Source organism: Streptomyces sp. NPDC051940 (genome assembly GCF_040680895.1).
Classification (GTDB): domain Bacteria; phylum Actinomycetota; class Actinomycetes; order Streptomycetales; family Streptomycetaceae; genus Streptomyces.
The window spans coordinates 37,961-44,641 of the sequence record NZ_JBFAXR010000074.1 but is presented as its reverse complement, the minus strand read 5'-3'; the positions used below and the strand labels follow the sequence as shown (position 1 = coordinate 44,641).

At 71.1% G+C, this 6,681-nt stretch carries 5 protein-coding genes; 3 read left to right on the top strand and 2 right to left on the bottom strand.

The features are described from left to right. Positions 1–157: 157 nt before the first annotated feature. On the top strand, positions 158–1,612 hold the full coding sequence (locus AB0M28_RS25660) for a DEAD/DEAH box helicase (RefSeq protein ID WP_365409415.1): 1,455 nt from the start codon (positions 158–160) through the stop codon (positions 1,610–1,612). Between the two features lie 193 nt (positions 1,613–1,805). Next, complete coding sequence (locus tag AB0M28_RS25655) at positions 1,806–2,570, top strand: DUF2182 domain-containing protein (RefSeq protein WP_365409430.1); 765 nt, start codon at positions 1,806–1,808, stop codon at positions 2,568–2,570. A gap of 1 nt (position 2,571) precedes the next feature. On the opposite strand, the gene AB0M28_RS25650 is transcribed toward AB0M28_RS25655, so the two are convergent. Both AB0M28_RS25650 and AB0M28_RS25645 read right to left on the bottom strand, forming a co-directional pair. Then, positions 2,572–3,195 carry a DUF1326 domain-containing protein gene (locus AB0M28_RS25650; protein WP_365409412.1) on the bottom strand — a complete coding sequence of 208 codons (624 nt, stop codon included), beginning with the start codon at positions 3,193–3,195 and terminating at the stop codon, positions 2,572–2,574. A 106-nt stretch (positions 3,196–3,301) separates the two neighbouring features. Then, entirely contained in the window at positions 3,302–4,909 is a 1,608-nt protein-coding gene (locus tag AB0M28_RS25645; RefSeq protein WP_365409409.1) for a cytochrome b N-terminal domain-containing protein, read from the bottom strand. 304 nt (positions 4,910–5,213) lie between these two features. On the opposite strand from AB0M28_RS25645, the gene AB0M28_RS25640 reads away from it, so the two are divergent. After that, on the top strand, positions 5,214–6,569 hold the full coding sequence (locus tag AB0M28_RS25640) for a glycoside hydrolase domain-containing protein (protein ID WP_365409406.1): 1,356 nt from the start codon (positions 5,214–5,216) through the stop codon (positions 6,567–6,569). The last annotated feature ends 112 nt before the right edge of the window (positions 6,570–6,681 follow it).

The following is a 6,681-nucleotide window of genomic DNA, read 5'->3' as shown; positions in this document are numbered from 1 at the left end:
GGCGTGCGCCGCGGCGACCTCGGGAAGCGAGAGCTCGCGGTCCACGACCTTGCGGATCGTGGGAAGGTCCAGTCCCAGCTCGCGCAGGGTCCGCATCCTGCTGCCGGAAAGCACCACACCCGCTCTTCCCGCCGTCGAGGACTTCGCCGCTCTCGATATGCCCGCGGGACTGCTGAAGACCCTCACCGCGCAGGGCGTGACCACCCCTTTTCCCATTCAGGCCGCCACGCTGCCGAACTCGCTCGCCGGCCGCGACCTGCTGGGCCGGGGGCGCACCGGCTCCGGCAAGACCCTGGCGTTCGGACTGGCGCTGCTGGCCCGTACGGCGGGACTGCGCGCGGAGCCCAAGGCGCCGCTCGCCCTCGTACTGGTGCCCACCCGTGAGCTCGCCCAGCAGGTGACGGACGCCCTGACCCCGTACGCGACGGCGGTGAACCTCAGGCTGGCCACCGTGGTGGGCGGGCTCTCCGCCACCAAGCAGGCGGCCACGCTCCGGCGCGGCGCCGAGGTGCTGGTGGCGACCCCCGGCAGGCTCAACGACCTGGTCGCCCAGGGTGACTGCGTGCTGGGCGGCGTGCGGATCACGGTGCTGGACGAGGCCGACCAGATGACCGACATGGGCTTCCTGCCGCAGATCACCAAGCTGATCCAGCAGGTACGGCCGGACGGTCAGCGCATGCTGTTCTCGGCCACCCTGGACGGCAACATCGACCGGCTGGTCCAGCGGTTCCTGACCGACCCCGTCGTGCACTCCGTGGACCCGTCCGCGGGAGCGGTGACCACCATGGAGCACCACGTGCTCCACGTGCTGGACGAGACGGACAAGAAGACCGTCACCACCCGCATCGCCGCCCGTGACGGCCGGGTGATCCTGTTCCTCGACACCAAGCGGTCCGCCGACCGGGTCGCCAAGCGGCTGCTGGCCGCGGGTGTCCGCGCGGCGGCGCTGCACGGGGGCCGCTCCCAGCCGCAGCGCAACCGCACCCTGGAGCAGTTCAAGAACGGCCAGGTCACCGCGCTGGTGGCGACCAACGTCGCGGCCCGCGGCATACACATCGACGACCTCGACCTCGTGGTGAACGTCGATCCCCCCGCCGACCACAAGGACTACCTCCACCGCGGCGGCCGCACGGCCCGCGCCGGCGGCTCCGGCAGCGTGGTCACCCTGGTCCTGCCCGAGCAGAAGCGCGACGTCACGCGTCTGATGTCGGACGCGGGGATCCGCCCCCGTACGGCGCGCATCACGTCGAGCGACCCCCAGCTGGCCGAGATCACCGGCGCCCGCGAACCCTCCGGCGTGCCCGTCACCATCGAGGTCCCCCAGCAGGCGGCACAGCCGGCGGCGCGCAAGGCCCGCCCGGACCGGAAGACCGGCACCGAGCCGGGCAGGCGGCCCGCCCGCCGGCGCCGGAGCGGTGGCGGCGCCAACGGCGGTGGCACGGGAGCCGGTACGGCGGCGGGTGCCGGGAAGAGCGCACGGGGTGCTGGAGCCGGTACGGCGGCGGGTGCCGGGAAGAGCGCACGGAGTGCTGGAGCCGGTGCCGCGAAGGGCGCCCGGGGTGCGGAGCGCCGGGGGTCCGGCCGCCGCGGCGGACGGAACTCCGCCGCGTAGCACGGCACTCACCGAGCGTGCGGCGCGGGGAGGGCGAGGTCGCGCCGCACGCCGAGGAGTGGTGTGCTGGATATATCGGTAAGGAGGGCTGCCGATGCGTCACACCTTCGCCTCCTTTCTCGCACCCGCGCGAACGCGATCGCAGTCGCCTTCGCCCTCGCCTCCACCGTCGCCGACGGGAGCCGGTGGAGGCCTGCTACCGAAGCGGGATCTCGCGACGGCGTGGTTGCTGGTCGTCCTGATCGCGGTACCCGCGTGGGCGCTCACCATCGGGCAGGCCCGGGACATGGGGGTCGAGCCCGGCACGATGGGGATGGCGCTGCCGCTGTTCCTGCTGCTGTGGGTGACGATGATGGCGGCCATGATGCTGCCGTCCATGGCACCGGTGGCCATCACCTGGGTGCGCGGAATCGGCCGGCACTCCTCGGGCTGGACCCGGGCCGCGCGCACCGGGGAGTTCGTCGGCGGCTACCTCGTCGTGTGGACCGCGTTCGGGGTGCTCGCCTACGCCGCCCTGGCGCTGACCGGCGACCTGGTGGCCGACCACCCCACCGCCGGGCGCTGGATCGGCTTCACGGCGTTCCTGCTCGCGGGCCTGTACCAGCTCGGCCCCCTCAAGTACGTGTGCCTGCGGCACTGCCGGGACCCCATGAGCCATCTGATCCACTACTCCGGCTTCCGGGCACCGGCGCGCGACCTGCGGGTGGGCGTCCACCACGGCGCCTACTGTGTCGGCTGCTGCGCGGGGCTGATGGTCGTGCTGATCCCGCTCGGGGTGATGAACGTGGCGGCGATGGCCGGGCTGGCCGTGGTGATCTTCGTGGAGAAGCTGTGGTCCCGCGGCCCGCTGCTGGCCCGGTTCGTGGGCGTCGCGTTCCTCGTCCTGGCGGTGCTCGCACCGTTCCAGGACTGGCTGCTGCCGGGGCTGCGGGACTCGATGCCGTCAATGGACATGTGACTCAGGCGCGTCCCTGGGTGGCCCCCTCGAGCTCCTCGCTGCTGAAGACGTAGTCGGCCGTCTCGCCGTACGACGCCTCGTAGCTCAGGCCGAAAGCGTCCGAACGTCCGCTTGTCGTGCCGACCTCGAATTCGGGCGCGAACCCGAACATGGCGTTCTTGATCTTCGTCGCACTGCCGTCGGGGCCGGTGAGGGGCTCGTAGGAGAGCTCCGTCCTGCCCTCGACCGTGCAACCGTCGCCGTCTCCGCTGCCCAGCGAGACCTTCGCCCGCTCCATTCCCAGGTACTCGCCGTAGAACTGCGAGAGTTGACCGAAGGGACCGCCTTCACGCCCGGACAGGATGCTTTCCAGGGCGCCGGCCTGCGCGTCGCTCGCCGCGCTGTCCACGACCAGTCCGACCTTCCAGTTTCCGGAGGTCAGATTGGACGGGAAGTGGTTGTAGAAGGCGAAGTCCACACCGGACAGGTCCACCTCGTCCAGATTTCCTTCCGCCACATGGAAGACGGCGGTGCCCAGACATTCGGTCCCGCCCTTGGCGTCCCTCGGCTGCCCGTCGTACGGGCAGCTGCACAGCACAGCACACGAGCAGCCGGCCACGTACCTGCCGGATATCGTCCACGTCATCAGCTGCTCCCTTCTCCGAGAAGTGACCGCTGACATTAACTCTGTTTCCAGGCTAGTCCTGTCGATTTCCGGTGTAAACCTTGATCACCGGTAATCGGGCGGCGCCTCAACGGGCCTGATCGCCGGCGTGCTGCCGGGGCGGCAACGCGGTGTGCGGCCGTCCCGTCGCCTTGGCGACCTGCGCGCCCGCGCCGTACATACGCCGGCTGAGCGCCACCTGCAGCCGGCGGGCGCCGTGCGCTCCGCCGTCCTCGGCGGGCAGGGCGAGCGGCTCGTACTGCTCGTGCTGGGTGAGCACGTGCAACTCATCCCCGCTGAGCGGTTCGTGGACCTCGACGTACCCGCCGTCGGGCAGCCGCTTGATGACGCCGGTCTCGCGGCCGTGCAGCACCGCGTCGCGGTCGCGGTACTGCAGGCCGAGCGCCCACCGCTTGGTGATCGTGTACGCCAGGACCGGGACCGCGAGGAGTCCGATCCGGACCGCCCAGGTGACGGCGTTGACCGAGAGGCCGAAGCGGGTGGCGATGATGTCGTTGGCGCCGCCGGCCAGTCCGACGACGTAGAAGCCGAGCCAGGCGACGCCGAGCGCCGTGCGGACCGGGCGGTTGCGCGGCCGGTCGAGGAGGTGGTGGTCGCGGTCGTCGGCGGTCACCCACGCCTCGATGAAGGGGTAGGCGCCCAGGACGAGGAAGAAGCCGACACCCACCAGCACGGGGAGCAGAGTGCCCAGGGCCAGGGTGTGGCCCCACGCCTCGATCTCCCAGGCCGGCATCACGCGCACCAGCCCGTCCAGCACGCCCATGTACCAGTCGGGCTGCGAGCCCGCCGAGACCTGGTCGGCGCGGTAGGGGCCGTACTCCCAGATCGGGTTGATCCGCACGGTCGCCGCGACGGCGACGACGACGGCGGACACGAGCAGGAACAGTCCGGCGGACTTGACCGCGTGGACGCGGAACGGCAGGCCCACCACGTTCCGTTCGGTGCGGCCGGGGCCCGGGTACTGCGTGTGCTTGTGCCGGACGGCCACGACGACGTGGGCGACGAGCAGTCCCACCATCAGCGCGGGGATGACCAGCACATGGAGGGTGTTGAAGCGCGGCACCACGTCGTCGCCGGGGAACTCGCCGCCGAAGAGGAACATGGAGAGGTACGTCCCGACCACCGGGATGGACAGGATCGTGCCGTTCACCACCGCGAGTCCGGTCCCGGAGAGCAGGTCGTCCGGGAGGTCGTAGCCCGTCAGGCCGCCGACCATGGCCAGGAGGAGCAGCAGGAAGCCGAAGACCCAGTTGAGTTCACGGGGCTTGCGGAAGCCCCCGGTGAAGAAGACCCGCATCATGTGGGCCATGATCGCGCCGACGAACACCAGCGCCGACCAGTGGTGGGCCTGCCGGATGAGCAGGCCGCCGCGCACCTCGAAGGAGATGTGCATGGTCGAGTCGAACGCGCGGGAGACCAGTTGGCCCCGCAACGGCGCGTAGCTGCCCTGGTACTCCACCTGGGCCATCGACGGATCGAAGTACAGCGACAGGTACACGCCCGTCACGAGGACGATGACGAAGCTGTAGAGCGCTATCTCCCCCAGCATGAAGGACCAGTGGGACGGATAGACACCGCGGGCTATCCGGCGGCCGAGACCGCGGGCGCCCAGGCGCCCCTCGGCCCATTCCGCAATCCGCCCGCCGGCGCCTCGCGTCCGGTTCTTGTCGGGCATGCCAGCCCCTCCGTCCATGAATCTCATCCGGAATTCGTGCTGTCGTTCGCGATAAAGGCATGACGGCGTCTTACGACGGAAAGCCCGGGCTTTCGATCGGACTTCCGCATATGAGACTCGGAGACCGGCGCGGTTGTGACATGCGGAGGCATTCGCGTGGCCGAGGTCACAAAGGGAGCAGGCACGCCCCGGGTCGCCCCGGGAAGAAGAGCGACGCGCCCCCGCAGGGCTGCGTCACCGGCGGCTCCGCTTCAACTACGATCCCCCTCGCCCCGCCAGCCGCCGTCCCCCGGGAGTGTCCGCCGTGTCCTTCGTACGCCGTGGTCGTCGTCATGCCCTGAGCAAGGGGCGCCGCAGGCTGATCGCCGTCGTGGCGGCCGCTGCCGCCGCCGCGGTGGCGGTGCCCCTCGCGCTCACCGACTCGGCGACCGCGGAACCCGACACGTCCGTCGGCTACCCGTCGGCCGGCTCGGCCACCTGGTTCAGCGGCAAGGCGTTCGACGCCTGCACCGCCCCGCCCCTGACGACGATCAAGGCGTGGGCGGCCTCCCCGTACCGCGGGCTCGGCGTCTACATCAGCGGCGTCAACCGCACCTGCACCCAGGCCGAACTCACCGCCGCCTACGTCACCGAGGTCAGCCGGCTGGGCTGGAGGCTGCTGCCCATCCACAAGGGCCTGCAGCCCGCGTGCGGCGCCCGCGCCACCGACCAGAAGATCTCCCTGACCAAGGCCACGGCCTACACCCAGGGCACCGCCGCCGCCACCGAGGCCGTCGCCGGGGCCAAGGAGCGCGGCATGCTGCCCGGATCAGCCCTGTACAACGACATCGAGCACTACGACCCCGCCGACACCGCCTGCCGCGACTCGGTGCTGTCCTACCTCTCCGGCTGGACCAGGAAGCTGCACGCGTCCGGCTACCTGGCCGGCGCGTACCTGAACCTCAACCTGGGCGCCGCGAACCTCGCCGACGCGTACCACTCCACCGCCTACGCCCGCCCCGACGCCCTGTGGATCGCCCGCTACGACGGCGTCGCCTCGCTCAAGGGCTGGACGGGGATCACGGACACCAAGTGGTCCGTACACCAGCGCGCCAAGCAGTACCAGGGCGACGTCACCGAGACCTGGGGCGGCGTCACCCAGCCCATCGACCGCAACCTCGTCGACGCCCCCACCGCCACCGTCGCCCACACCTACACGGCGGCCAAGGCCCTGACCGCCCGCACCGCCCCGAACGCCACCGCGACCGCCGTCACGACCTACCCCGCCGCCTCCGCGGTCGGCGTCGTCTGCCAGGCGTCCGGCACCAAGGTCGGCACCACCTGGGTCTGGGACAAACTCACCGACGGCAGCTACGTCCCCGACTCCTACGTCTCGACCCCCTCGAAGACCACCTTCAGCCCGCCGCTGCCCAAGTGCCGCTACCCCTGGCAGGTCAACGCCCCCACCGGCCTGAAGCAGCGCACCGGCCCCTCCACCTCGTACGACGCCGTCGGCTCCCTGCCCAACGGCGCCCTGGCCTGGGTCGCCTGCCAGAAAGGCGGCTCCAAGGTCGGCACGACCTGGGTCTGGAACAAGCTCGACAACGGCTACTGGGTCTCCGACTACTACGTCACCAACCCCAGCAACACCACGTTCAGCAAACCCGCTCCCCGCTGCTGACGCGGGCCCCGGCGTAGGGCGCCGCCTACCGGCAGCTCGCCGAACGGCACCGGGGCGGCCCACCCGGCGGGGTGGGCCGCCCCACGCGGCCCGAGAATCCAAGGATTACTCT